The sequence below is a fragment of the Haloarcula sp. CBA1127 genome (assembly GCF_001485575.1).
Classification (GTDB): domain Archaea; phylum Halobacteriota; class Halobacteria; order Halobacteriales; family Haloarculaceae; genus Haloarcula.
This window is the reverse complement of the sequence record NZ_BCNB01000006.1, coordinates 435100-459827: the sequence shown is the minus strand read 5'-3', so window position 1 is coordinate 459827 and position 24728 is coordinate 435100. Positions and strand designations below refer to the sequence as shown.

Genomic DNA, 24728 nt, shown 5'->3' with positions numbered 1-24728 from the left:
ATGGAATGAATACGTACGTAACAGCACGGACGGTATCGGCGGCAACCAACCACACAGGTGAGAGCCAATGAGACGACGACGATTCATCGCGACAGGCGCTGGCGTCAGCGTCGGTCTCCTCGCCGGCTGTTCCGGGTCGAGCGATTCCGGCGAATCTGACGGAACCAGCGGTGATGGCACCAGCGACGGCGGCTCCACCGACGCGGACGCAATGACGGACGACGGCGGAACCGTCGGGACGTTCCGGTTGCTAATCAGCGACCAGCCCGCGGCTATCGGTGACTTCGATTCGCTCGACGTATCCTTCTCCAGAGCCCGCATCTTCCACGCGAAGGGCGACGAGGAGATGGACGAAGGCGACGACGCGACCGAGACCGAATCTACGGACACGGTCACGGCCGAAGCAACCGGAGCAGAGACGGCTGAAGCGACTGAAACCGAGACAGCGGAGCTGACCGAGACTGCCGAGCCGCCCGAAACGGCGGACGATGACGACATAGCGGATGAAACCGAAGGCGAGGACGAGGAAGCCGACGGAGGCGACAGCGGCTTCGAGGTTCGTGACCTCGACGGCGCAACCGTCGACCTCACCGAAGTCGTCGGGGACAAAGCTATCGGCGTCCTCGATGGCGAACTCGAAGCGGGCCGCTACAGCAAGATCGAACTGTACGCCGAATCCGTCGATGGGGTCGTCGACGGCGAGTCGGTCGACGTGAAGATCCCGAGCGAGAAGCTCCAGCTGACCAAGCCGTTCGAAGTCGTTGCTGGCGAATCGGTCGACTTCGTCTTCGACATCAACGTCGTCAAGAAGGGCAACGGCGGCTACAACCTCCTGCCGGTCATTTCGGAAAGCGGGGTTGCCGGAAAGGACGTTGCTGTTGAGGAGGTCGGCAGCGACGGTGGGGAAGACGAGGCCGACGAGGCGGAGGAGGACAGCAACGCGAGCGACGATGACGAAGAGACCGAAGTCGCGACGACAGAAACCGAGGAAACTGACCGGGACTCGACGCCGGAGTCGAACCAGCGCGGCAACACAACGACGGCTGCCGAGTAGCGCTCAGGAACCCTTAGTCTTCGATTCGCGACTCCAGTTCTTGAATGACCTCGTCGGTTGTGCCGCCGTCGCCGCGAACCGCCTGCGTGTAGCGCCTGTATTCCTTGGGGGATACCTCCACAGTCTTCGTTTCGCCTTTGTGCGAAATCTCAAGTTTCACTGTGCCGTGTGGATTGTTCCGTCGTCGGAAGCTCGCCATCGCCGTGAAGACGAACCAGAACGCCACGCACGTCCCGATGAAATACGCCATCGTCGTCTCAAAGGCCAGTGTCTGCTCGCCCACCGTCCAGTTGTAGGGATACGCGACCTGAAACAGTCCGATCCCGACCAAACAGAGAATCGCACCGACGGCGACACCACTCTGCTCCCGGCGACTTGAAGGGAGCACGGCGACGACGCTCAGAAACATTGCGGGGATGCCGAGGCCGCCCAGTGTCCCGCCGAGCTTTTCCGCGGCGTGGGGTTCAGTTGCGCCGACCACTGCCGACAGCGGAGTTGTCACAAGAAGTATCGCCACAACCACTGCCAGCGCGCCGACACCCCCCAGGGTCGCACCGGCAACGACGCGGCGAGGGTTGCGGCCCTCCCACCGCCGGTCGCTGTACGCGTCCCCGAGGTTCTCCATACCGGCCCGTTGGTACCCGACCCACAAAACGCTACGTCAGACGCGCGTGCGACGCTGTACGGCGGCCAGCGCGTCGTCGCCAGCAGCTGTCAACGTACCGAGATGGTCGCTGTCGACGCGTTCGAGCGAGGCGTCCGGAAGCCGCTGTGCGAGGGCGGTCCCCGTCGACGGGGCAACGTTGGCGTCGTTTTGCCCCTGAAACACGCTAACCGGCACCGAAATGTCTTCGAGGGCAAACGGCCACGGCTGTGAGAGCAGTCGCTGCTCGCGGATGATCCCGCTCGGGCCGCGTGCCATCGACGTGAGCATATCGGCGCGGACGATTCGCGCCACCTCGTCGGCCGCTAGGGCGTCTGTTTCCGGTGTCTCCTCAGCAACGAACCCGACAGCGTAGGACGGGTCCCGGCGGAGGGCGAACCATCGCTGCAGCCGGAAGAGTCGTCCGAGCGCCCACGGAGCGTGTCGAGAGAGTGCCCCGACGAACTGCTGGACGCGCCCTGTTGCGCCGACTGACGGCGGACCGCTGCTGCCCAGAAGTGCAACGCGCTGTATCTCGGGCAATCGGTGGCAGGCCAGCGCGAACGGACCGCCGCCGGAGAAACCGATGGCTCCGGCCGTGTCGACATCGAGATGGGACAGGAGGTGCGCGGTGTCGTCCGGCCAGTCTTCGAGTGTGACGGAAGCGTCTTCCGAGTTCCCGATACCCGGCCGGTCCGGAGCGATGAGGCGGACGCCGTGTTCGCGGGCCGGTGCGGTGAGCAGCCGTGCGGCGACGTGTGATCCGGGGGTACCGTGACAGAAGAGGACCGGATACCCGTCGGCGTCGCCGTACGTGGCGTAGGCCAGCCGTCGACCGTCAGGAAGCGAGAGTGATTCCGTCTCGGAATCGTCCGGCAGCCAGTCGGTGGCCGGAATCGGCGGCGCGGACGCCATCCGTCGTTATTCGCTCTGGATGCGCGGCGCGAGCATATACGTGACCCGGCCCTGGCCTTCAGCGAAGCTGAAGTGCATCTTGACGGGGAACTCCTCGCCGAGTTCCATCTCGACCTCGGCGTCTTTCGGGATGGCCTTGTTCATGTTCTTCAGGTAATCCAGCGAGAACAGGGAGTGGGCGTCCCCGGGCGTGAGGTCGATGAGGTCGTCGCGGGTGAGTTCGAGGTGGACATCGTCGGTGTCGCCCTCGGCGTCGACGTAGAACAGTTCATCGGTCGCGTCGACGCCCAGCGCGATGTGGTCGCTGACCATGTCCGCGGCGGTGACCGACCGGTCGATGTCTTTCCCCTCGATGACGATATTCGCCGAGAGGTCCAGATCCGGGAGGTCGGGCTCCTGACGGATCGAATCGGGGTCGATCAGCGCGAGGGTGTATTCGAGACCGTCGATAGAGATGTGGAGCTTCCGCGTCTCCTCGTCGAGATCGAGGTGGACGAGCTGGCCGGCGTCGGCCATGCCGGCGATGTCTTCGAGCCGGGAGAGATTGACGCCGATGAGCCCACCATCAGTCTCGTAGGACTCGAACGCCGCCGCGTCGAGTCGCAGGTCGACCATTCCAACGTTTGCCGGGTCGACTGCCCGGATTTCCAGCCCGTCTTCTTCGAGGTGGATCTTGCACTCGTCCACCAGCACGCTCACAGAGTCGAGAGTCGCCTGGAGCGTGTCTGCGCTCACGATGGCGTTGAACATCTTGAACCGGACTATGCCCCCATCCATTAAAAAGTCCCTCATTGAAACCGCGTGCGCGCGAGCGACCGATGCTGGGCCACTGTTGCCTACCGCTCGGTCAGACCTCCGGTTCGAATACGTCGGGGTTTGCCGCCCCTTCGCGGTTGATGACGGCCATCATGCCTTTGCGGGCGACCCGGGAGAGCGCGTGGTCAACCAGTTTGATGGGGCCGGGCACCTCGGCGTGGAGCGTGGCGATGGCACAGGACCCCGGCTTGACCGGCGTGGTCTGGACGTACTTGTTCGGCGGTCCGGCGATAGCGCCCTGCTGCCAGACCTCGTCCCAGACGGACCCGATGGGGTGGAAACTGGAGTCGAGGTTCGGCCCGCCGGTCACGAAGTACACGCGAGCGGTGTCGCCGACCGACATGCTCGGCGAACCGTGTCGGTCCGGCGTGATGGCGTACTTTTCGCCGTTCATCAGGACGTACGTTGGCTCTTCGGCCGCCATCGCCTCCATGTCGAAGTCGTGGTGCCCTTTCTCGCCGGTATCGCCGGTCGTGTACAGTTCGTGCTGGCCGAAGTAGAACTCGTGGTCCACTTCGGGGAGCCCCTCCTTCGGCTCGACGAGTATCATCCCGAACATCCCCGAGGAGATGTGCATATCGAGGTTCGGGACGGCGCAGTGGTAGATGAACGCACCGGGGTAGGTAGCCTTGAACCGGAACGTCTTGGTCTGGCCCGGCGTGACCATCGACGCCTCAGCACCGCCTCCAGGGCCACGGACGGCGTGGAGGTCGATGTTGTGAGGCATCGAGTTCCCCTCCTCGTTCGTGATGGTGAGTTCGACGGTGTCGCCCCGGCGAACCCGGACCATCGGCCCGGGGATCTGGTCGCCGAACGTCATGTACGTGTAGGTGACGCCCGGCTCGACCGCTGCGACCTGCTCTTTGGTGGTCATCTCGACCGACACGGTCTTGGGCTCCGACCGGTCAATCGGGTCCGGGATTGCGGTCGGATCGGCGGCAATACGGTCGACGTCGGTCTGTTGTGCGGCGTTCATAGCTGGCTCCTGAGGGGTCGTCTCCGCTTCGGTCGCTTGCTCTTTTGCGCCTGGTGCGCTGGCACAGCCCGCAAGTGCGGCCGTGCCGACGCCCAAGGCTTCTAACACCCGCCTCCGCGTCGTCGTCGGAATGGTTGATATTGGGAGGTCACTTCCTACGGATGGGAATCAGCGCGCAACCTGTATATATGGGGCCGGCGAATCTCAGCCGCTGAGACGCGTTCTTACGCGGTAAGAACGACACTGAACGTGTTCGGGTCGGCGGTAATGCATGGCGTCCAGAACTGACAGTATACCTGAGTTTCCCGACACGAAAACTGACTGGTGACTGTCGTGCAGCAGTTCGACCGGAAACTCTGAGTCGGCATCCATTTGAGCGCTGACCGCCTCCGTGGTACTATGACTACGCGTTCGCCATCTTTCGGCGTTCGAGGCAGGCGCGGTGTGAGGTAACTATGTCGGGCAAAGACGACTACTACAACAGAGCGAAGCAGGAGGGGTATCGTGCGCGGTCAGCCTACAAGCTCCAGCAGCTAGACGACACAGCCGGCCTCCTCGGCGAGGGACGGACCGTCGTCGACCTCGGCGCGGCACCCGGCGGCTGGATGCAGGTCGCGGCCGAGCGCATCGGCGAACGCGGCACGCTCGTCGGCGTCGACCGCCAGACAATCGATGATCTGGCGGATCCCGAACCGACCGTCGAGTACGTCCGCGGCGACATGACCGAGGACAGCACGAAAGACGAGATCCGAGAAATCGTCGGTGAGAGCGACGGCAGCGGCGGACCGGTCGACGTTGTCATCTCTGACATGGCCCCGAACATGACCGGGCAGTACGACCTCGACCACGCCCGGTCGGTCCATCTGGTCCGGCAGGCCTTCGAGGTTGCGACGGACCTGCTTGACGCCGGCGGGGACTTCTGTGCGAAGGTGTTCGACGGACAGGACCTCGATGACCTCATCGCCGACATCGAACCGGAGTTCGAGTACGTCCGCGAGGTCCGCCCCGACGCCTCCCGTGACTCCTCCTCGGAGCTATATTTGGTTGCGAAACACCGCCTGACTGGGCCGGTCCGCGAGGGTGACATCGTCGAAGTCACTATCGACGACATCGGCGAGGAGGGCGACGGTATCGCCAAGGTCGAGAACTTCACCGTGTTCGTCAGCGGCGTCGAAGACGGCCAGACCGTCGAGGTCCGAATCGACGACGTGAAACCGCGGTACGCGTTCGCCGAACCGGTCGAGTAAGCCGCTCGCAGTCGTTTTTCAGTCGGCGCTCGCCGGGGTCGTAACGACGTTGTTTCGCCGGGCAAAGCCGACGACGGCGTAGACGAACGGCGTGTCGAGAACGGCGATACCGAGCTTTAGCAGGTACTGGCCGACGATGAGCACCAGCGCCTCGCTCGGTGGGACACCCTGAAACAGGATGAAGCCGACGCCGACAAAAATGACCGTATCGATGAGCTGGCTGGTGGCTGTCGAGCCGATGTTACGGAGCCAGAGCTTCTCACCGTCCGTTCGGTCCCTGAGCCAGTGGAAGACAAACACGTCCCAGTTTTGACTTATCACGTAGGCCGACAGGCTGGCAACGACGATGGCCGTGCTCGCCCCGAGCACATTCTGGAAGGCCGCGAGATCGACCGGCTGGGCCGCCTGTGGGAGTCCGGGGGCGAGAATCGTGCTCCAGACCAGCGCCAGCAGGACGAAGTTCATCGCGAAGCCGACGTTGACGACGACGGTCGCGGCCCGGCGGCCGTACAGTTCGGCGTAGCAGTCGGAGGCAAAGAACGTCAGCGCGTACGCTAGCGCTGCCCCGGGCAGGACAAGTGTCGACCCGGCAAGCGGGAGTGAGAACGGCAGCGAGAACGCAAGCAGCTTCGAGGCGGTCACCTGTGAGGTAACCAGCGCTGTCACGAACAGCGCGACGAGGCCGACGCGCACCGCCTCCGACCGCTCACTGGTCATCGTCGAGTCGTCCTTGGCGCTCATCGATGTCGTCAAGCACGTCGAGCGTTTTTCGGACTGAGGCGCGGATAGCCTCGCTTCGATTGACGAACTTCCCGTCTTCGCCGACGTGCTTGTCGATGTCATTCAGCAACTCCGCCGGAACTTCGACGCTTATCTTGGGCATATCTGGAGAATATATTGGGCATAATCTTAGCCACTGTGGTTTATTCACCGGACGTATCGACCTGCATGGATGCTATGCACCGAGGCAACTATCCGATAGCTTTTCATTCCGGTGTTTGATCTTCGGAATATATGCGCAGAGTGAAGCGACGCACAGTCCTCGGTAGTGTCCCGCTGGTGATCGGGCTAGCGGGCTGCAGCAGTGAGAACAGTGCTGACGAAGACGATACCGCGACCGAACGTAGTAGCGCGACGGACGTACAGTCGACGACCGCGGAACGGACAGCGGCCCCGACTCCTGCCAGTGAGAACACCATCCACATGGGCGTCGATGACGAAAATCACGTCGCGCCGGACAGCATCACTATCCAGTCCGGGGAAGGCGTGCATTTTCAGGCGGTTTCCGGAAATCACGAGATTTACTGCACGCACGACAGGCCGGACGGGGGCAAAGCCTGGAGTTTCAGACTAGAGGAGGGGGAGTCACGCGGGGTTGTTATCGAGGTAACGGGTCGCTACGAGTATCACTGCGCGTTCCACGACCGGGACGGTGGCGCGATCATCGTCGAATAACACTCCCCGACTCGGCTCCGCGAATAGCTATCAGTCGGCTGGTTCGCTCCGGCGGTTCGTCGTCCGCCGGCCGCCCAGCGTGTACACCCAGAGGATGCCGAGCCCAAGCATGTACGCCAGCGCCGTCGGGATGCCGACGATGAACATGGTGAAGATGCCGCTGGGCGAGAGAATCGCCGAGAGGGCAACGATGGCGATGACGACCTCCCGCCAGCGCTCGTACATCAGGCGGAATGGGATGATGCCGCCCTTATGGAAGAGGAACATCGTCACCGGGATCTCCGCCAGCAGGCCGATCCCGATGGTGAGGAAGAACACGAGCCAGCCGAACTTGCTTACTCGGTAGGCGATGACCATGTTCGAGTTCAGCTGGTCGTAGGCAATCCAGGAGATGGTCATCGGGGCCACGTAGAGGAACCCGAGCAGGCTCCCGCCGATGAGCGCGGCGAACAGCGTCCCGCCCCAGACGCCGAGGATGTTGCGGTTGCCGATGACGAGACCGCGCTCGCGCATCGCCGGCCACGCGAAGTACAGCACCACGGGGATGACAGAGACAGCCCCGAGTATCGTCGAGAACTTGACGATGAACACGAGGTGCTCCACGGGGTGGAGTGTGACGATGCTCACGTCGGCGGCCATCTCGGGCGGGAGCCGGCTGACGAACGTCCGCTGTATCGACCCGATACCGCCCTGATAGAGGAACAGGAACGCGGCGGCGAGCACCGCGCCGAAGATGCCCAGAATCACGAACGCCCGGGAAGCCAGCGCACTGAGAATGAACTGGATATCGTAGTAGTAGCCGCCGATCTCGTCTTCGGTGGTCTCGTCCTCGGTGAACGCGTCGACCATGCCGGCGGTTGTCGAGGTGAACACGCCTGCGTCTTCCTCGTCCGCTTCGGCGGTCCCGTCGGCACCGTCGCCCTCGCCCTCCGGGTCGTCCTCGTGGGCCATGTCCCAGCGGTCGAGGACGGCCTGCGCTTTCTCCTTGTTGTCGTCCGCAAGGGCGCTGTCGGCGTGGGCGAGCGCCTCGTCCTCGGTCATCTCCTCGAACACTTCGGGGGGCGCGACCTCGACGGCTGAAGCGTTTAGTTCGCCGATGTCGATGGCCGCCGGGTCGCCGACCTGACCGGGACCAGCCTTCTCTGACAGTGCGGTCAGAACGTGGTAGTACAGGACGACGACGGCACCGATGACACCGAAGACGGCGGCGAGAAGTACTGCTGTACTCTCGACCGGCAGCCCGAACAGCGCCGGCGGCTGGATATCGCCGGTGAGCCGGTCGGATGGGAACACCTCGGCGAACTGCTGGATGTACTGGAACGCCGGCGTCGCCAGGACGTAGTACACCACACCGCCGCTTAGCACTGCACCGCCGAGAATCGTGTTCCAGTGCCCGCGAGCGACGCTCCACGTGCTCACCAGGTCGCCCGAGCGGCGAATCAGCATTGCGAGCTTCGCAAGCGCGAGGCTGATACCGTAGAGGCCACACAGCGGCGCGGCCCACATAATCTGGGTGAAGGGGTCCGGCGGCGAGAACAGCGCACCGAAGGCGAAAATACCCATCACTGCATAGCGCCACTTGTCCCGGAACGTCTCATAGGGGACGATTTCAGTGTAGGAGAGCACCGTCATCACGAGCGGCAACTGGGCGGCGAGTCCAAAGGAAACGGCCAGCAGGAAGACGAACTGGAACCACTTGACGATGGAGTACTGCGGCGTGAAGCCGGCCTTGAACGCGTCCCCGGCGAGGAAGTTGAACATCAGGGGGAAGAACAGCTCGTAGGCGTAGCCGACGCCGCCGGCGAACAAACTCAGGCTTATCGTGACGAACAGCGCGCCCTTCCAGGTCGGGATGTGCTCGGCCGGCCACCAGCCGCGCTGGCGAAGCCCATCGCGGCCGAAGTAGATCAGCAGCGGCAGCGACATGAGAATTCCGATGACGGCCCCGATTTTCACCTGCAGAAGGATCACGTCGAACGGCGTGACCGCGACGATGCTCGTGGCCTCCTGCGTGGTGAGGTCCATCTGGGAGTACAGTAGGTCCTGTTTGAGCGTGTCCCAGACGCCGTACTGCAGCGCCATGATCGTGCCGATCATCCCGATGACGAAGACGATGAACACCTTCTGGAGGTGCACCTGTGCCGAGCGGAGCATCGCGCCGAGCGTCGCGCGCCCGCTCTGGACCGTCTGGACGGTGTCCTCGTCGATAGCACTCGCCATCTTCTCTGTGCCTAGCCCAGTGGGCGTTATCAATTTATTCATCCCGGTGACAGCCACTGCTCGAAAAGAAAGTTTACAATACCCACCGTCTAAGCCCGGGACAGATGGAGGACGGTGACGCAGACGACGAGCGGCGCAGGCCCGATGAGCCGCCACTACCGTCCGATGACGAATCCGACGATTCGTCAATCCCCACCGACCCCGTGGCTGAGGCCGATGCCAACCGGGAAACGGACGACGTGACGGGTCCCGGTCCAGCGCCGGCCGGCGGTGACGAGGACACTGTTAGCTCACACGCTGCCCCAATAGAATCCGAATCCAGCGCCGGGCTGTTCGACCGTGACGCGTCGGATATCTCCGCCGCTGTTCCGGCGGACGTTCCGACTGACTGGGGCAAACCGACGCCGTCGCCGGCCGGTGCCGGTGGTGCTGCGCCGACGACCGGCGGCGGAAATGCGCCGAGCTACGACCCCGACGATGACATGGTTGACGAGGGCGCACCCGACGACGAGGAGATGCCCCTGGCCGACCACGTCGAGGAGATGGCGATGCGACTGTTCGTCGTCGTCGGCGTGATGGCTGTCGTCGCCGTCATCGCCCTACCGTACTCCGACGAACTCATCAACTTCCTGTGGTACTCGTTCCTTGACGGCCCGGCCAAGGCCTGCGGTCAGGTCGCGACGAATGCCGACGGCAGCGTCGTCGAGGGCGCTGACTGTCCGAACGTGTACAACCCGCTCGCGCTCATTCTGGCGCGGCTGAAGGTATCATCGCTAGTCGGCTTTATCGTCGCCTTACCGGTGTTCGTCTACCAGACGTACCTGTTCATGCGACCGGGGCTGTACCCCCGCGAGCGACGCTACTATCTGGCCGCGGTTCCGACAAGTCTCGTTCTCGCAGCCGTCGGCGTCGGCTTCGCGTACTTCGCCGTGTTGCGGGCGATGTTCGATTACTTCATCACCTACTCCGACCGCGCAGCCGACCTGGCCTTCGGCCTGAGCGAGACGTTCAACCTCATCATCCTGATGCTGGGGCTGTTCGCGCTTATCTTCCAGATTCCGCTGTTTGTGATGCTCGCGGTGATGATGGGCGTGACGACACGCCAGTGGCTGCAGGACCGGCGGCTGTACTTCTGGGGTGGCTTCGCCGCCGTGGCGTTCCTGTTCAGCCCGGACCCGACCGGGATGGCCCCGCTCATGGTCGCCGTGACGATGATCGGGCTGTTCGAGGGGACCCTGCTGCTCCTTCGCTGGACCGGCAGCACGTCGCCGGTCCCGACGGCGGACGACCTCGCCGCTCGCCGCCCGGTCGCGTGGCTGACCGCCGGTATCGCCGGCTACGTCCTCAGCCCCGCGCCGGTCCCGACGGGCTACTACGAGCAACTGCCAGCCACAGTTACTGAGACGCTCGCATCTGTCGGCCTCGGCAACGCCACGCCGATGCTTGTCGGCGGCGGGATGATCGTCCTGTTCGAGGCGCTAGCGTACGTGAACAAGAACTACTACGGCTCGGTCAAACTCTGGCGCGGGTTCCGGGCCGCCCGCCTGCCGGTGTGGGCCGTCGCTATCGTCGTCGGCTACCTCGGTAGCCCTGACCCGACGCTGTTCCGCCTCATCAACCAGTTCAGCCTCCCGAGAAACGCCGCAATCGCCGTCGCTGCCGGCCTTGTCCTCCTCTATGAGGGGACCATCGCCGTCGCGCGCTGGCGAAACCGGGAGGAATGAGATGGGGGCCCTCCTTGTCGCCCGGCACGGCGAGACGACGTGGAACCGCGACGGTCGTATTCAGGGGTGGGCCCCGAGTCGGCTGACCGAACGGGGACAGAAGCAGGCCACAGCACTTGGAACATGGCTCGATGAGCGCTACGGCGTCGACCGCGTCTTCGCGTCGGACCTCCGGCGCACCCGCGAGACGGCCGCCGCAGCCAACGACGGTTACGGTGGCCTGCCCGACCCTGAGTTCGAGACTGACTGGCGTGAGCGCGGCTTCGGAACCATGCAGGGCCTGTACGCGGAGGAACTGCTCGATGAGTTCCCCGGCCACAACCGGGACGCGAGCGTCATCTCACTCGACGCAGCCCCGGAAGGCGGCGAGGGCATTCCGACCTTCCGCGGACGGGTCGAGTCGGCCTGGGACCGGGCAATCGCGACGACCGACGCCGGTGAAACCACGCTGGTGGTCACCCACGGCGGCGTCATCAAGGTCTTGCTGGCGAAACTCACCGATGTGGGCCCGGACACAGCACTCGCTCGAAGCTCACAGCCGAACTGCGCAGTCAACGAAATTCGACTGGACGGGGACGGCTCTGCACTGGTCAACAAGGAGATGACTGGCTGGCGAACGTTGCTGGACTGAGTGCTTACTATCGCTGTTACTTGACGCGATACGACCCAGAACCCTCTCTGTACTCTCACCGGTGAACTCTGGAGTACGAGCGACTGCGGGTGGTCGTCGCGCTGTGGTGCTGGCTATCTGACGAACATGAAATAGATACTGATGACAAGGAGTACAAGGGTTAGCGTCCCGACAGCACTCTCCACGCCCGGGGATACCGTAACGAACCGACCCGGAACGAGCTTCGAGAGTACGTAGGCGATAACGAGCAACAGCGGTGCGACACGTTCTAACTTGGATTCGGCGTCCGTGTTTTCGGTCGATTGCGCGAAAACTACCGGAATGGCAAACAACGAGAAGATACCGAGTACGAGAAGCGCCGAATCAAGAAATAGGTCAACGAGCATATATAACGTGGTATTCCTGCCGTGTTTCGAGGCTGGCCGTGCATATCACTGAACTCAGCCCGACCGCGGTCCACTGTGGTCTATACTTGTTCCGACTGTACCGCTACACTTGTACTTTATCTCATACTTTCCATGACGACGAAAGCGCTACTTTGCGTGTCTGATCGCCCAACGTAGAAGCGATGGCTGACGTGACGCACTGGTTTGAGAAGGGTTACGTCGTCAATCGACGGACGGATAGTCGGCGTCGAAAACGTTGCTAACCACGTCCTCGGCCTCTTCCTCAGCTGATTCTTCTGTTTCGGGGCTTACACTGCCGGTTTCGTACCCGTGGAGGTCAAGCGTCACGTGGTCGAAGCCACAGTCTTCGATGTGCTCGCGGGCGGTGCGAACGAAGTCAGGGTCGAGCGCGGTTTCGAGTTCCGCCTCGCCGACCTCGATGCGGGCGAGGCCGTCGTGGTCGCGCACGCGGAACTGCTCGAAGCCCCACGTCCGCAGGAGGCGCTCGGCCTTCTCGACGCGGGAGAGTCGTTCCTCCGTGACTTCGAGGCCGGTTGGAATCCGCGAGGAGAGACACGCCATCGAGGGCTTGTCGGCGACCGAGAGGTCGTACTCGCGGGCGATTTCCCGGACTTCGGACTTCTCGATGTCGTGTTCCAACAGCGGCGAGTAGGCGTCCAGCTCCTCGACGGCGCGCAGGCCGGGGCGGTGGCCCTCGCCCACGTCGGAAGCGTTCGTCCCGTCACACACCACGTCGATGCCGAGTTCACGGGCACGGTCGTACATTGCGCCCAGCCGCATCGACCGGCAGTGGTAACACCGCATGTCGTCATTTTGCATGAACTCCTCGCTGTCGAGCTCGGAGAACTCCACGATTTCGTGACGGATGCCGATTTCCTCGGCGACGCGGGTCGCGTCCGTAAGCTCGGCAGCGGGGAGCGTTTCAGATTTGGCGGTACAGGCGATAGCGTCGTCGCCGAGGGCGTCGTGCGCCAGTGCGGCGACGACACTCGAATCGACACCACCGGAGAAGGCGATAAGCACGCCGTCTCGCGACTCGAGGTCTTCGCGGGCGGCCGCTAGCTTCTCCGAAACAGCAGACATGGAATTTCTTTCTCGGTGGAGCGCAAAAACGCCTTCGCGTTCGGTGTTCGGCTGACCGAGCCGAGCGGTATCGACCGCCCACTCCGCCGCCGGAGCCGCTGGCAACGGGTTTTTTCTCGCTGGCGTCGAATGGGCGGGCAGATGGAGCTCGAATCGGTTCCGGGCGTCGGGGCGAAGACAGCCGCGGCGCTCCGGGAACTAGACGACCCGGAGGCGGCACTTCGGGACGGCGACGTGGCGTCGCTCGCACGCGCACCGGGAATCAGCGAGGGCCGGGCCGCCCGCATCGCTCGCGGTGCGATCCGGGCCGAACACGACGACCCCGGTGGGTTCACCGCGACGAAACGCGCCCGAGAGATCCACGAGGACGCACTGGCCTTGCTGACCGAGCGGACAGTGACCGACTACGCCGCGAAGCGACTGGCGACAATCTATCCCAGCGGCGTCCGCAGCCGTATCGAGGAAGTCCGCTCGTTCGCCGAGTCAGCGATGGCCCGCGAGCCTGACCCGGCAGTTCTCGACGCCCTCTCGGCTGTTGAGCCGCTTGCCGAACCCGGCGACGTGCGGGTCCGGGACCGCTGTCTGGCGACCCGCGACGCCGAACGGTACGCCGACGCACAGGCCGCGATTCCGGAGGTCAGTGTCGAGGTCGTCGACGACGCCCGCCAACTGGCCGAACTCGCCCGCTCGTACTCGACGGTCGTCGCGCTGGATGAGGCCTTCGCCGGCGTCGATATCGAGGGCGACGTGCGGGTGGAGCCCAACGCGCTCGAAGAGCCCGAATCCGTCGTTCCGGAACGCGTACTCACCTTCTTCGCCCGCAACCGCGACCGGATACGGGCCGCCGCCGAGGTCCACCGCGTCGCCGACCTCGACGCGCCGTGTGACCTAGAGACGCTCCTGTCGGCGCTCGACCAGCTCGATGCGGACGGCAGCGTCAGCGGCGACGAGGAACTCGACCGGCTCGCCACTGCTGTCGACGACCTCGACGCGGCGGTGTCGACGGCTGAAAGCGTTGCCAACGACCATCTCCGGGAAGCCATCGAGGAGCAGGACGTGACTATCGAGGGGACGGACCTGCTGTCGCTGGTCGAACGCGGCGCGGGCGTTGACTCGCTGCTCCAGCGGGAACTGGCCGACGAGTACGCCGCCGCCGTCGAGAAGGCCCGTGACCACCTCGTCGACGCGCTGGCGCTCCGGGACATGGAGGCGACGGCGCGCCGAGCGTTCCCCGACGAGCCCGCCTACCCCGTCGAACACAGCGAGGATGTCGTTGCCCGTCTCCGCGAGGAACTGACCGCCGCGCGCGACCAGCGAGCGACCCGCCGGAAACGGGAGCTGGCCGACGACCTCGCCGAGATGCGCGCGGATGCCGCGGCGCTGGTCGACGCCGCACTGGAACTCGACGTAGAGCTGGCCATCGCCCGCTTTGCCGACGATTTTGACTGCACGATGCCCGAGCTAACCGAGTCCGAGGGCGTCGCTATCGAGGGCGGGCGCTCACCATTGCTCGATGTTCCCTTCGACGAAGTCGAGCCCGTCGACTACACTGTCGAGGGCGTGACGGTCCTCTCCGGGGTCAACAGCGGTGGCAAAACGTCGACGCTGGACCTCGTGGCGCTGGTGACGACCCTAGCCCACATGGGCCTGCCCGTCCCGGCGGAGTCGGCCCGAATCGGTCGGATTTCCGAACTCCACTACCACGCCAAGACCCAGGGGACGCTGGACGCCGGCGCGTTCGAGGCCACGCTACGGGAGTTCGGCGACCTCGTCGCTGATGTCGACTACCGTTCGGGGCCAGCGGGGGACGAGACGGATGGAGACAGCGAGGTGACTTCGGGCGACTCAGCGGCCGGGACCGACGACCGCCCGGTGATGGTGCTTGTCGACGAACTCGAATCGATAACCGAGCCGGGAGCCAGCGCGAAAATTATGGCTGGCATCCTCGAAGCGCTGGGTGAACGGCAGGCCACGGCTATCTTTGTCTCGCACCTTGCACGCGACATCCGCGCGGCCGCTGAAACCGATATCAGCATCGATGGCATTGAGGCGAAGGGCCTGGAAGACGGCGAGCTGCGCGTCGAGCGCTCGCCGGTCAAGGGCAAGCTCGCCCGTTCGACCCCGGAACTCATCGTCGAGAAGCTCGCCGACGACGGTGCCGACGATGGCGATGGGTTCTACAGCGACTTGCTCGGAAAGTTCGAGTAGCGACTGCCCGAGACGCACTGACCTGTCACTGTGGGTGAAGCTGTGGCAAATGGTTAAGTGGGCCGCGAAGCTCGGTGAAAGTGATGAGTGACGACCCCGAGGACCGGATGCTCGGCTGGGACGAGTCCGTCTTTCGGGACGAACACGTCTTCGAGATCGACTGGCTCCCGGAGACGTTCAAACACCGGGACACCCAGATGGAGACGCTGAAGTACGCACTCCGGCCAGCCGTCCGGGGGTCGCGCCCGCTCAACGTCATCGCCCGCGGGCCACCTGGGACGGGGAAAACGACGGCCGTCCAGATCCTGTTCGATGAACTCACCGCCCAGACGGATGTCAAGACCGTACGGGTGAACTGCCAGATGGACTCGACGCGCTATGCCGTCTTCTCTCGCCTGTTCGCTGAAATATTCGACTACGAGCCACCCTCTTCAGGTATCTCGTTCAAGAAGCTGTTCTCCCAAATCACGGATAAACTGGTCGAGGAAGACGAGGTACTCGTCGTCGCCCTTGACGACGTGAACTACCTGTTCTATGAGAGCGAGGCCAGCGACACGCTGTACTCGCTGCTGCGCGCCCACGAGGCCCACTCCGGCGCGAAAATCGGTGTCATCTGCGTCTCCTCGGATCTTGAATTAGACGTCATCGACGCCCTCGATACACGCGTCCAGTCCGTATTTCGCCCGGAGGAGGTGTATTTCAACCCGTACGGACAGGCCGAAATTGCAGATATCCTGGGCGAGCGCGCCGACCGGGGGTTCAATGAGGGCGTCGTCGGCCCTACGGTACTGGACCGCGTCGCTGAACTGACAGAGGAGCAGGGCGGTGACCTTCGGGTCGGTATCGACCTCCTGCGCCGGGCCGGAATGAACGCCGAGCGGCGCGCCTCCCGCTCCGTCGAACCCGAGGATGTCGAGGCGGCCTACGACAAGTCCAAGTACGTCCACCTTTCGCGTCGGCTGCGGGAGCTGTCAGACTCGGAGACCGCGCTCGTGGAGGTCATCGCCGCCCACGACGGCCAGCAGGCCGGCGACATCTACGACGCCTTCTCCGAGCAGACGGATCTGGGCTACACGCGGTACTCCGAGATCATCAACAAGCTCGACCAGCTCGACATCATCGACGCCGACTACACAAATGTCGAAGGCCGTGGCCGCTCACGGGAATTGACGCTCAACTACGACGCCGACGCGGTGCTGGAACGGCTGTAGCACAACGTCATAAATCGTATTCTGCCGAACCACCGAAACAAACCAGGCTTACTCCATCTTCTCGAACGTCGTCTCGGCCCACTGGACGGCGTAGTCAGCGCCGTACTCCAGATAGGCGTCCGTGTCGAGCGCGGCAAACGGTGCGGGCAGGTCGAGTCCGTGCTTGACGCCGCTGCAGGCGAGTTCGGCGGCCGCGGCGAACTCCGTCTGGCCCTGTGCGATCTCGCTGGGGAGGTCGTCGAGGCGGGGTTGCAGGCGTTCGCCGGCGTCGTCCCACGCCGCGTACAGATCCGGATAATCGTCGGCCCAGTCGCCGAACTCCGCGCGGGTCTGGAGCCCGAGGTACGCCGTGTACACCGCCGCTGCGAGCTGGTATCGAGCGTTCGCATCGAGGTGGTCCTCTGTGGCAGCCACGAACTCCGGGTACTGCTCGCCGAAAAAGCCCAGAAAATGCTCGGGTTCGTCGAGGCTGACCTCGACGAGCGCCTCGGCGACGAGAAACGAGACGAAGTCGTCCGGCGAGGTCTCCAGCCGCGGCTTGACGAACACGCAGGGCGGAACCGTCTGGCGTGTCCAGGCGACGCCGCCGTCGCCGGGCATCCCGATGGTGAGGTCATTCCCGATGTACTCCTGTAGCACTTCTGGCGCTGTGGTCGGGAGCCACGCACCGTCGTAGGAAATCTGGTCGAGGCTGTCTGTCACCAGCAGGAGTTCCTCGGCGACTGCGGGGTCCAGCGTCTCGAAGTCACGGTCGCAGTTCAGTACGAGAGTCTCGGGGGCGTAGGCCGCACGTACTGCCGGCAGCTCGCCGGACAGTGAACGCTCGGTGAACATCTACGCCGAGAACAGGACGAGGTTGATGACGATGCCGATCGACAGCAGTGCTGACACGCCGATTGTTCCGAGGACGATTTTGGTGGCCTTGCTCATGTCAATGAGTATCCCGGGCCAGACATTAAAACTTGAGAAACGATTTTCGGGGTCCGCAGTGTTCGTCGAGTATGCGCCGCGAACGCACCTCGACAGGCACCGCCTGGGAACAGCAGGTCGGCTACTCGCGGGCGATACGCACTGGCGATACCGTCCGCGTCGCCGGCACCATCGCCACGGACGACGATGGCGAAGTTGTCGCGCCGGGCGACCCCTACGAACAGACGAAACACGCGTTCGACATCGTCTCGGACGCACTGACAGCCCTCGACGCCGCTATCGAGGATGTCGTCCAGACCCGGATGTACGTCACCGATATCGACGATCAGGAACAGGTCGGCGAGGCTCACAGCGAGTTCTTCGACGACGTTCGCCCCGTTGCGACGATGGTCGAGGTGAGCGGGCTGGCAACACCCGAGGCCGTCGTCGAAGTCGAAGCCGTCGCGCAGGTCGAGTGAAGCGGTCGACAGCGGGCCGGTGTGGCTGATAGCCTCCGGCATCAGTCGTCGGTCGCACCGACGCCCGACCGCCTGGCCACGGCTCGCCACCCGCCGGACCAGAACCGGCCCGCGTTGACCGCGGCCTTCAGGTAGAAGTCGCCAACGAGCGCGGCGAAGATCGCCGGTAGTCCGAGTCCCAGTCCCGGCGAGACGGCGATATCGAGGATCGGAACGGTCACAAGGAACGACGACGGGAGGGCGAGGGCAGCCACTGGGAGCCGGTAGCAGTACCCGCCCAGGAATGTCCCGTACAGCGGCCAGCGGGTGTCGCCGGCACCCCGAAGGCTGCCCCGCATCGTCCGGGAGATGGAGAAGCCGGCGACGAGCAGGCCGAACACCCGGACGAACGCCGCCGCCAGGTCGGGGTAGGCGGTCCCGAACAGGGCGACGATGGGGCGGGCAAACACCACGAGCAGGACCGCCGCGACGAGCTGGACGGCGAGCGCTACGCGAAGCGTCTGCCAGCCGTAGGCGGTCGCCTCTCCTTCGTCACCGGCCCCCAGCGACTGCCCGACCAGGGTTGACGCGGCGGTGGCGTACCCCCACGCCGGCATCAGCGCGAGTAGCATGACCCGGCGGCCGATTGCGTAGGCCGCGAGCGTTGGCGTCCCCAGCACGCCTAGGATGAATAGGAACGGGAAGCGGGCGAACGTCTGCAGTAGCCGCATTCCGGACAATGGTAGGGCGACGCGGACGATTTCGCGCATGAGGTCGACGCTGAACTGCGTCCCGCCGGGTCGGAGCGTGACCACGTAGCGCCCGGACAGCAACAGCCCGAGGAAAATCACCGCCGCGAGTGTATTCGCGATGGCCGTCCCCCACGCTGCACCGGCGATGCCGAGTTCGGGGAACGGGCCGACGCCGAAGATGAGGACGGCGTTGAGCGCGACGTTCGTCGGCAGCGTGAGCAGGCGGACGTACATCGGCGTTCGGGTATCGGCGCTGCCCGCCAGCGCCCGGGCGGCGACCATGCTCCAGAACCGCGGGGCCAGCGACAGCATCACGATGGCGAGATACGTCGCGCCGAACCGGATCGTCGCCGCGTCGTCGGTGAGGACTCCCACCAGAAGCTCCGGATAGCGCCAACACAGCGCTGACAGCGGCAGAGAGACGAGCAACGCGATCCACAGCGACTGCTTGACCGCGAGGTTCGCCCGTTCAGGCTGATCGGCCCCCTGCAACCGCGAGACGACGCTGATCGTCCCGGAGGAGACCGCCAGCGAGAGCCCGAACCCGACGAAGTAGTACTGGAAGCCGAGTTCGAGGCCGGCGATGGCCGCGTCACCGAGCGCCAGACCGACCATCAGAAAGTCGGCGAGGCGCAGCAGGATGCGGAGGCCGCCGGTGACCATCACCGGCGCGGCGAGATCGGTCGCCGCGGTCGCCTTCTCGCGGTCGACGAGGCCTGCACTGGCCAGCAATGCGGGGAACGCGGTCAGCAGACGGCGGAGGGGACCACCGGTCGACATCGCTCTGACCTGAGGAGCCCAGCCCCCTGTGGGTTTCGGGACGAGGCCGGGGCTTTTTGCCCCAAAGTGCCGACAACCCAGCATATGCCTCCCGTCGAAGTCGGTGAGACGTTCACCGAAACCCGGACGTTTCAGCCCGAAGACGTCGACCAGTTCGCCGCCCTTTCCGGAGACGACCAGCCCCGCCACACGGTGCCTGATGGAGACGGCCGGCGGATGGTCCAGGGGTTGCTCACCGCGTCGCTGCTGACCAGCATCGGCGGTGATCTGGAAGTGCTTGCCTCGCGGATGGATTTGCAGTTCCAGCGCCCGGTGTACACCGGCGAGACGCTGGTCTGTGAACTGACGGTCGTGGACGTTGATCTGGATGTCGAGGGCGGCGTCGCTCTCGTGGGTGATGTAGCTGTCCGGCGCGTCAATCGCGACGATGACTCTGGTCAGGCTGACACAGCCGCCCCGAACTCGGCAGCTAGTGCTCCCGCCGGAACCGTCGTGCTTGAAGCGACCGTCGAAGGACTAATCAGGGAATGAGCTGTTCGCCGTCGTCGTCGTAAATCGTGATGGCGTCGACCGGACAGGTCCGGGCCGCGAACTTCGCGTCTAGTTCGGCGTCGTCCGGGACCTCCCGAACAAACACGTCCTCGTCCTGTTCCTCGCTGTCCGCCAGCACCGCCTTGCCGGCGTCCTCGTCGCGCTCGAAAGCGTCCCACTCCGCGACACACTGGAACATCCCGATACAGGTGTCATAGTCATATTCGACTCGCATACCCTGTGTTGGCCGCTCGCGGGCAAAGGCGTTCCCCTCGGTGCTTGATGCGCCAGCGGACCGACGCGGTTGCAGTGCGACAGTTTAAATCGGGGCAGGACCCAAGCGGGGTGTAATGGACGTTGCGGACCTGCCGGGCGTGCCCGAGTGGCTCCCGGACCACCTGCGCGACGACGGCATCGAGGAGCTGTACCCGCCACAGGCCGAGGCCGTCGAGGCCGGCGTCACCGAGGGGGAGAATCTGGTCGCGTCGATTCCGACGGCGAGCGGAAAGACCCTCATCGCCGAGTTAGCGATGCTTGCATCGGTTGCTCGCGGCGGGAAAGCGCTGTACATCGTTCCACTACGAGCGCTGGCCAGCGAGAAGCAGGCCGACTTCGAGGAGTTCGAACAGTACGGCCTCGATATCGGCGTCTCGACGGGGAACTACGAGTCTGAGGGCGGGTGGCTCGCCGACAAGGACATCGTTGTCGCCACCAGCGAGAAGGTGGACTCGCTTGTCCGGAACGACGCCCCCTGGATCGAGGACCTCACCTGCGTCGTCACTGACGAGGTCCACCTCGTCGACGACGGCGAGCGGGGGCCGACACTGGAGGTGACGCTGGCGAAACTCCGGCGGCTCAACCCCGACCTGCAGACCGTCGCGCTGTCGGCGACCATCGGCAACGCCGAGGCGCTGGCGACGTGGCTCGACGCGGGGCTTGTCGACTCTGACTGGCGGCCTATCGACCTCCAGAAGGGGGTCCACTACGGGCAGGCGCTGCATCTCGAAGACGGGAGCCAGCAGCGCCTCTCGGTGCAGAACAACGAGAAGCAGACGGCGGCTATCGTCCGCGATACGCTGGAAGACGACGGGTCGACGCTGGTGTTCGTCAACTCCCGGCGCAACGCCGAGGCGGCGGCGGGCCGACTGGCGAACACGGTTCGGCCCCACCTCACCGACGAGGAACGGGACCAGCTGGCCGACATCGCCGAGGAAATTCGAGACGTGAGCGACACGGAGACGAGCGACGACCTCGCGGATGCTGTCGCGGACGGGGCGGCGTTCCACCACGCTGGCCTCTCTCGGGGCCACCGCGAACTCGTCGAGGACGCCTTCCGTGACCGGCTGGTGAAGGTCGTCTGTGCGACGCCGACACTCGCCGCCGGGGTCAACACGCCCTCGCGGCGCGTCGTCGTCCGCGACTGGCGGCGCTACGACGGCTCGGCCGGCGGGATGGCCCCGCTGTCGGTGCTCGAAGTCCACCAGATGATGGGCCGTGCTGGCCGCCCGGGACTTGACCCCTACGGCGAGGCGGTCCTCATCGCCTCCAGCCACGACGAAGTGGACGAACTGTTCGAGCGTTACGTCTGGGCCGACCCAGAGCCGGTCCGGTCGAAACTCGCGGCCGAACCGGCCCTGCGGACCCACATCCTCGCCACCGTCGCCTCCGGCTTTGCCCGCTCGCGTGAGGGACTGCTTGAGTTCCTCGAACAGACGCTGTACGCCAGCCAAACCGACGACAGCGGCCAACTGGAGCGCGTCGTCGACGACGTGCTCACGTACCTCCAGCGCAATGACTTCTTAGAAATCGAAGCTGGCGAACTCGACGCTACCTCGCTGGGCCACACTGTCTCGCGGCTCTATCTGGACCCGATGAGCGCCGCGGAAATCGTCGACGGCCTGCGGGACTGGGAACGGGGAGCCAGCGATAGCACCTCGGCCAGCGGGTCGCCGGCTGACGCGAAAGCGGAGCCGCCGGCAGACAGCGGCTTCACAACCGCAAGCGAACTGGCCGAGGACGCTGACGAGAGCGACGCCGACAGGGACCCGGACGACATCTCCGCGCTGGGCCTGTACCACCTCGTCTCGCGGACGCCGGATATGTACCAGCTGTATCTCCGCTCGGGCGACCGCGAGGAGTACGAGATGGAACTGTTCGAACGCGAGGAAGAACTGCTCGGACCTACGCCATCAGAGTTTGAGGAGGGCCGCTTCGAGGACTGGCTCTCGGCGCTGAAGACCGCCCGTCTGCTCGAAGACTGGGCCACGGAGGTCGACGAGGCGACGATAACGGACCGGTACGGCGTCGGCCCGGGCGACATCCGTGGGAAAGTCGAAACCGCCCAGTGGCTGCTTGGAGCCGCCGAATCGCTGGCCAGCGAGGTAGATTTGGACGCCGCACGAGCCATCAGTGAGGCTCGAATTCGCGTCGAACACGGCGTTCGGGAGGAGCTGGTCGACCTGGCCGGCGTCCGCGGTGTCGGCCGCAAGCGGGCCCGCCGGCTGTTTCAGGCCGGTATCACCGACCGCGCACAGCTCCGGGACGCGGACAAAGCCGTCGTGCTGGCGGCGCTTCGGGGCCGCCGGAAGACAGCCGAAAACGTTCTCGAAAACGCTGGCCACCGTGACCCGTCGATGGACGGCGTCGAGCCCGCGCCCGACGTGTCCGTCGAGCTTGATGACGGTGCAGACGGGGACGCGAACGCCGAATCGACAGCCAACGACGACCAGTCCAGTCTGGGTGATTTCTGATGCAGGTCGTTGAGGGAACTGCTGAAATCGACGACGTGGGCGCGTTCGTGGAGACGCTCAGTGCAATCGGCGACAGCCACGGCGTCACGGTGCAGGCGTTCGACGCCCGCTACGTCGTGGACCGCGCCCACCTCGAACTGGCTGTCGAACTCGCAACCCGGGCTCACGACCGCGGCGACGCTATCGCCGAGGATTTCGGTGTTGAAATCCTGCTGTACGCGGCCGGCCGCCGCCAGATCAACCGCGCGCTGACGATGGGTGTCAGCGAGGGGGCCTGTCCCGTGGTCGCGGTCATTGTCGACCACGAACGGACAGATACTCACGTCGGAAAAAGCGAACAGCACGGTATCGAGGCAGCGGAAGACGACGTTCGTGAGGAACTTACGGCTACGGTCACCCTGGGCGAGTACGACGCAGACCGCGTCCGGTCGTTTTTCGATGTGACGGACACCGAACTCGCTGCGACAGCCGGCGACCTTCCCGACGCCGTTCGGGAGCGTGTCGCGCTGTTACCGGTCGAGAAGTAACGGCAGTATTTTTGCTGACGGGCGTGTTAACTTCACGCATGAACTCACAGCTGACGGCACGGAAGCGGGCCAGCAAGCGCGCCCGCCGGACCGAGGCGACAGTTGACGAGCGCGAACAGCCGTGACCGCGCTGGAGGCGCCGCTGTCCATCGGTGGCATTGCGGTCCCCAACCGGCTGTATCGCGCACCGGTACTGGAGTGTGCAGGTAACGGTGAGACCGCCGTCGACACACTCATCGACGAACTCGAACCGACGGCAGCCTCCGGTGTCGGCCTCCTCTTCCAGGGGGCAAGCATCGTCACCGACCGCGGCGGCTGCGCCGCGCCGAACATGACGCGGGTCCACGACCCGGCGTTCGTCGAGCGCCTTGAACGGCTGACCGGGACGATTCATGACCACGGCGGTCGCATCTTCCTCCAACTGGCCCACGGCGGCCTCCGGAGCATGGCGACGTGGCACGCCGAGTACCGCCGCCAGCACCCGGACCAGCGCCAGCTCGCCGTTAGTCGTCCCCCCTGGCAGCTCCGGATGCTTGACCGGCTTGGCCTGATTTCGCTCCAGCCGGATGTCCTCTCGACAGAGGAGGTGTGGGCCTTGGCCGAGCAGTTCGGGCGCTGTGCCGGCTACGCCGTCGACGCGGGCTATGACGGCATCCACCTTTCTGCGGCGAACATGAGCCTGATCCAGCAGTTCCTCTCGCCGTTTTACAACCATCGGAACGACGAGTTCCGGGACGGTGTCCGCTTCCTCGAAGCAATCCACGACGCCGTTCGGGAACACGCTGGCGACGTGCCGCTGGTCACGAAGGTCCCAGCTGAGACCGCTGCGCCGAGTTTCGTTCGACGGCATCTCACTCGGAGGGATGGTGTGGCTATTGCGACGCGAGCAGCGGCCATCGGCTATGACGGTCTTGTGCCGGTCGAAGTGTCCCCGTTCTGGGATATGAGCATTGTCCGTGGTGCGTTTCCGGACCGGGCCTGGGACGCGAGTGACCTGCAGGACGACTACGCAGCGGTCTTCGGCGGACGCCGACGAGCGCGTGCCGTTCAGTTGCTTAATCGCCTGCAGGCCCGCCGTTTCAGCCGCGACCCAGGCTGGAACGCCGACTTCTGCCGAGCGGTGCGCGAGCGCGTGGACGTGCCGGTTTTGCTGGAGGGCGGTCTTCGAACGCGTGCCGACTGTGACCGGTATCTCGGAGCGACTGGAGCGACCACCGCCGCTGACGCGGTCGGGATGGCCCGCCCGTTCTACGCCGAACCGCGACTCGGCGCACGCCTGCTCGACGGCGCAGACGCGCTGTGTGAGAGCTGTAACAACTGTACCGTCCCGCAGGTCACCGGCGAACCGGGCCGCTGTCGAACGCCGGCTATCGTCCGCGAACAGGCCCGGCTCCGGCGGGATGGTGCCTACGAGCGAACTGAGTGACCGGC

At 64.8% G+C, this 24728-nt stretch carries 24 protein-coding genes; 12 read left to right on the top strand and 12 right to left on the bottom strand.

The window, feature by feature from the left end; genetic code table 11:
* Positions 1 to 67: 67 nt before the first annotated feature.
* Positions 68 to 1054 carry a DUF4382 domain-containing protein gene (locus AV059_RS06960; RefSeq protein WP_195156629.1) on the top strand — a complete coding sequence of 329 codons (987 nt, stop codon included), beginning with the start codon at positions 68 to 70 and terminating at the stop codon, positions 1052 to 1054.
* Between the two features lie 13 nt (positions 1055 to 1067).
* Here the strand turns inward: AV059_RS06960 and AV059_RS06955 are convergent, their stop codons facing one another.
* The 4 genes from AV059_RS06955 to nirK all read right to left on the bottom strand — a co-directional run bounded on the left by AV059_RS06955 (position 1068) and on the right by nirK (position 4545).
* Positions 1068 to 1679 (bottom strand): hypothetical protein, encoded by a 612-nt coding sequence (locus tag AV059_RS06955; protein ID WP_058993351.1) that lies wholly within the window; start codon positions 1677 to 1679, stop codon positions 1068 to 1070.
* Positions 1680 to 1715: 36 nt separating this feature from the next.
* The gene (locus AV059_RS06950) at positions 1716 to 2612 is read right to left on the bottom strand and encodes an alpha/beta fold hydrolase (RefSeq protein WP_058993349.1); all 897 of its coding nucleotides are present in this window, start codon (positions 2610 to 2612) and stop codon (positions 1716 to 1718) included.
* 6 nt (positions 2613 to 2618) lie between these two features.
* Complete coding sequence (locus AV059_RS06945) at positions 2619 to 3362, bottom strand: DNA polymerase sliding clamp (RefSeq protein WP_007187874.1); 744 nt, start codon at positions 3360 to 3362, stop codon at positions 2619 to 2621.
* A 97-nt stretch (positions 3363 to 3459) separates the two neighbouring features.
* Complete coding sequence (nirK, locus tag AV059_RS06940) at positions 3460 to 4545, bottom strand: copper-containing nitrite reductase (protein WP_058993347.1); 1086 nt, start codon at positions 4543 to 4545, stop codon at positions 3460 to 3462.
* A gap of 314 nt (positions 4546 to 4859) precedes the next feature.
* On the opposite strand from nirK, the gene AV059_RS06935 reads away from it, so the two are divergent.
* Positions 4860 to 5651 carry a 23S rRNA (uridine(2552)-2'-O)-methyltransferase gene (locus tag AV059_RS06935; protein ID WP_058993345.1) on the top strand — a complete coding sequence of 264 codons (792 nt, stop codon included), beginning with the start codon at positions 4860 to 4862 and terminating at the stop codon, positions 5649 to 5651.
* 18 nt (positions 5652 to 5669) lie between these two features.
* On the opposite strand, the gene AV059_RS06930 is transcribed toward AV059_RS06935, so the two are convergent.
* Together AV059_RS06930 and AV059_RS06925 are read right to left on the bottom strand one after the other, a co-directional pair.
* Positions 5670 to 6368: a queuosine precursor transporter gene (locus AV059_RS06930; RefSeq protein WP_058993344.1), complete on the bottom strand. Its 699-nt coding sequence runs from the start codon at positions 6366 to 6368 to the stop codon at positions 5670 to 5672.
* The gene (locus tag AV059_RS06925; RefSeq protein ID WP_008307016.1) at positions 6358 to 6534 is read right to left on the bottom strand and encodes a ribbon-helix-helix protein, CopG family; all 177 of its coding nucleotides are present in this window, start codon (positions 6532 to 6534) and stop codon (positions 6358 to 6360) included. Before AV059_RS06925 ends, AV059_RS06930 begins: the two co-directional genes overlap by 11 nt.
* Before the next feature lie 131 nt (positions 6535 to 6665).
* On the opposite strand from AV059_RS06925, the gene AV059_RS06920 reads away from it, so the two are divergent.
* Complete coding sequence (locus AV059_RS06920; RefSeq protein WP_058993342.1) at positions 6666 to 7106, top strand: hypothetical protein; 441 nt, start codon at positions 6666 to 6668, stop codon at positions 7104 to 7106.
* A 30-nt stretch (positions 7107 to 7136) separates the two neighbouring features.
* On the opposite strand, the gene AV059_RS06915 is transcribed toward AV059_RS06920, so the two are convergent.
* The gene (locus AV059_RS06915) at positions 7137 to 9326 is read right to left on the bottom strand and encodes a twin-arginine translocase subunit TatC (RefSeq protein ID WP_058993340.1); all 2190 of its coding nucleotides are present in this window, start codon (positions 9324 to 9326) and stop codon (positions 7137 to 7139) included.
* Between the two features lie 104 nt (positions 9327 to 9430).
* Here AV059_RS06915 and AV059_RS06910 point away from each other — a divergent pair, with 104 nt between their 5' ends.
* The gene (locus tag AV059_RS06910; protein ID WP_058993338.1) at positions 9431 to 11050 is read left to right on the top strand and encodes a twin-arginine translocase subunit TatC; all 1620 of its coding nucleotides are present in this window, start codon (positions 9431 to 9433) and stop codon (positions 11048 to 11050) included.
* Position 11051: 1 nt separating this feature from the next.
* A complete protein-coding gene (locus AV059_RS06905) occupies positions 11052 to 11681 on the top strand; it encodes a histidine phosphatase family protein (protein WP_058993336.1) in 630 nt (209 codons plus the stop codon).
* Positions 11682 to 11794: 113 nt separating this feature from the next.
* Here the strand turns inward: AV059_RS06905 and AV059_RS06900 are convergent, their stop codons facing one another.
* The gene (locus AV059_RS06900) at positions 11795 to 12067 is read right to left on the bottom strand and encodes a hypothetical protein (RefSeq protein WP_058993334.1); all 273 of its coding nucleotides are present in this window, start codon (positions 12065 to 12067) and stop codon (positions 11795 to 11797) included.
* 222 nt (positions 12068 to 12289) lie between these two features.
* Positions 12290 to 13171, bottom strand: coding sequence for an ATP-dependent sacrificial sulfur transferase LarE (gene larE / locus AV059_RS06895; protein WP_058993332.1), 882 nt, complete (start codon positions 13169 to 13171; stop codon positions 12290 to 12292).
* 141 nt (positions 13172 to 13312) lie between these two features.
* On the opposite strand from larE, the gene AV059_RS06890 reads away from it, so the two are divergent.
* Positions 13313 to 15379: a helix-hairpin-helix domain-containing protein gene (locus tag AV059_RS06890; protein WP_058993330.1), complete on the top strand. Its 2067-nt coding sequence runs from the start codon at positions 13313 to 13315 to the stop codon at positions 15377 to 15379.
* A gap of 83 nt (positions 15380 to 15462) precedes the next feature.
* Positions 15463 to 16590: an ORC1-type DNA replication protein gene (locus AV059_RS06885; protein ID WP_058993328.1), complete on the top strand. Its 1128-nt coding sequence runs from the start codon at positions 15463 to 15465 to the stop codon at positions 16588 to 16590.
* Positions 16591 to 16638: 48 nt separating this feature from the next.
* Here the strand turns inward: AV059_RS06885 and AV059_RS06880 are convergent, their stop codons facing one another.
* Positions 16639 to 17424, bottom strand: a complete 786-nt coding sequence (locus AV059_RS06880; RefSeq protein WP_058993326.1) for a hypothetical protein — start codon at positions 17422 to 17424, stop codon at positions 16639 to 16641.
* A gap of 167 nt (positions 17425 to 17591) precedes the next feature.
* Here AV059_RS06880 and AV059_RS06875 point away from each other — a divergent pair, with 167 nt between their 5' ends.
* Positions 17592 to 17978, top strand: coding sequence for a RidA family protein (locus AV059_RS06875; RefSeq protein ID WP_058993325.1), 387 nt, complete (start codon positions 17592 to 17594; stop codon positions 17976 to 17978).
* 41 nt (positions 17979 to 18019) lie between these two features.
* Here AV059_RS06875 and AV059_RS06870 read toward each other — a convergent pair whose 3' ends face one another.
* Positions 18020 to 19489: an MATE family efflux transporter gene (locus tag AV059_RS06870; RefSeq protein WP_058993323.1), complete on the bottom strand. Its 1470-nt coding sequence runs from the start codon at positions 19487 to 19489 to the stop codon at positions 18020 to 18022.
* 84 nt (positions 19490 to 19573) lie between these two features.
* Between AV059_RS06870 and AV059_RS06865 the strand changes: the two genes are divergently transcribed.
* Positions 19574 to 20020 (top strand): MaoC/PaaZ C-terminal domain-containing protein, encoded by a 447-nt coding sequence (locus tag AV059_RS06865; RefSeq protein WP_058993321.1) that lies wholly within the window; start codon positions 19574 to 19576, stop codon positions 20018 to 20020.
* On the opposite strand, the gene AV059_RS06860 is transcribed toward AV059_RS06865, so the two are convergent.
* Complete coding sequence (locus AV059_RS06860) at positions 20010 to 20255, bottom strand: ferredoxin (RefSeq protein ID WP_004960333.1); 246 nt, start codon at positions 20253 to 20255, stop codon at positions 20010 to 20012. The two genes, AV059_RS06865 and AV059_RS06860, sit on opposite strands and share 11 nt — an antisense overlap.
* A gap of 115 nt (positions 20256 to 20370) precedes the next feature.
* Here AV059_RS06860 and AV059_RS06855 point away from each other — a divergent pair, with 115 nt between their 5' ends.
* The 3 genes from AV059_RS06855 (at position 20371) to AV059_RS06845 (ending at position 24723) form a co-directional block, all read left to right on the top strand.
* Complete coding sequence (locus AV059_RS06855) at positions 20371 to 22770, top strand: ATP-dependent DNA helicase (protein ID WP_058993319.1); 2400 nt, start codon at positions 20371 to 20373, stop codon at positions 22768 to 22770.
* Entirely contained in the window at positions 22770 to 23297 is a 528-nt protein-coding gene (gene cgi121 / locus AV059_RS06850; RefSeq protein WP_058993317.1) for a KEOPS complex subunit Cgi121, read from the top strand. The genes AV059_RS06855 and cgi121 overlap by 1 nt, the downstream gene beginning before the upstream one ends.
* A gap of 121 nt (positions 23298 to 23418) precedes the next feature.
* Positions 23419 to 24723: an NADH-dependent flavin oxidoreductase gene (locus AV059_RS06845; protein ID WP_058993315.1), complete on the top strand. Its 1305-nt coding sequence runs from the start codon at positions 23419 to 23421 to the stop codon at positions 24721 to 24723.
* Positions 24724 to 24728: the final 5 nt, after the last annotated feature.